The organism is Spiroplasma sp. Moj (assembly GCF_016082285.1).
Taxonomy (GTDB): Bacteria; Bacillota_I; Bacilli_A; order Mycoplasmatales; family Mycoplasmataceae; genus Spiroplasma; species Spiroplasma phoeniceum.
In genome coordinates, this window is the sequence record NZ_MQTY02000152.1 from 1 (window position 1) to 1,449 (window position 1,449).

2 protein-coding genes are annotated in these 1,449 nt (G+C 25.1%); one reads left to right on the plus strand and one right to left on the minus strand.

Features of this window, described 5'->3' with window-relative positions; all coding sequences use genetic code 4:
- Positions 1-43: 43 nt before the first annotated feature.
- On the minus strand, positions 44-370 hold the full coding sequence (locus BST80_RS05220) for a CNNM domain-containing protein (RefSeq protein ID WP_415746276.1): 327 nt from the start codon (positions 368-370) through the stop codon (positions 44-46).
- A gap of 169 nt (positions 371-539) precedes the next feature.
- On the opposite strand from BST80_RS05220, the gene BST80_RS05225 reads away from it, so the two are divergent.
- Positions 540-1,163: a hypothetical protein gene (locus BST80_RS05225; RefSeq protein ID WP_415746277.1), complete on the plus strand. Its 624-nt coding sequence runs from the start codon at positions 540-542 to the stop codon at positions 1,161-1,163.
- Positions 1,164-1,449 lie beyond the last annotated feature (286 nt).

A 1,449-nucleotide genomic window follows, 5' to 3' on the forward strand; every position in this document is an offset into this window, starting at 1 on the left:
TTCTATTTTAAATATATTTTATAGGAATTTTAAAATAACTAGGTTATGCAAGAAGTCTAATCAAAGACGCAAAAAATAAAGTTCCAATTGTTGCTAAAGCCGTATTAACTAAAGTATTTGCAATTAAAATAGTTACTAAAGTACGATCATAATCTTTGACTAATTTATAAACTTGTTTTGCTCGACGAATTGTTTTATTTGTTGTTCTTTTTTTCCGTTTACTAACATTCTTTTTTGCCATTTGTTTTAAACGAATAACATTAATTGAGGTAATAGCTGTTTCTGAAGCCGAAAAAAAACTTGAAAAAATTAATAAAATAATCATTATTGGAAGTAACACAGCCAATGCGGTGGTCATATCCATCATCATTTACTCTCCTTTAAAATCTGTATTATTTTCTATAATTATATACTTTTCTCTCATAATTATCTACTAAATAACACCATAAAAATATTTAGATTTAACTTTAAAAATATAAAAAATAATGTATAGTTATAGATAGACAATTATATAAAATAATTCTTGGGGAGGAATAGAAATGAAAAAACTGCTAAGTCCAATGGCAGCAATGACACTCGCAACAACAACAGCAACAGCAACAATCGCTTGTTCAGATCAAAATATGGCATATTACAACCAATTCATCAATGGTATAAACAATAAAGAAAATTTTATTTTTATGGTTTCAGCAAAGAATTGCATTCATTGTCAAAATACAACAGATACTACAATTCCAGATTTATATAATAAAAATGGCTATGGTAATGATAAATATTACAAGTATTTAGCAGGTAATTTTGGTGCCCAATATGCTTTAAAAACATATCCGATTAGTGCTGATGAACAAGAAAAAATTAAAAACACTCGCTTAATTATTACTGATAACATTAAAGATTATAATGGTATTTGAAAAGAAAAATGAGCAAAAAAAATTGCTGATTGAATTGTAACACAAGAGCGAAATGCTCATAAAATTAATGGTGAAATTGACAAAACAATTACTGCTGATTCATTAGGATTAACTGGAACGCCAACTTACGTCTATATTAAAAATGGAAATTATGTTGGGTTCGAAACGGGTGAAGTTGGAAACTTACAAACGGGGGCCAATTCTGACTTATGAATGAATCGTTTTATTAAATATATGGTCTTAGAAGATTAAGATATTGATCATAATAAATCATAATAAAAAATACTCAGACAACTTGTTGGGTATTTTTTTAATTAATCATTGTTAAAATTGCATTAAAAATAATAGACTTCTTGCATAACCTANTAAAATAATTGTAAATATTTTTAAAAAGATACTAATAGCAAATTATAATTTTAATTAATTATGTCTTTTATTTAAAAATTTAATATTTTCCTACAACGAAAAATGACTTTTTTATTTAAATTATTTAATTTTAAATACATCTTCTATGCTATCTATAATAATTGCAAATTAT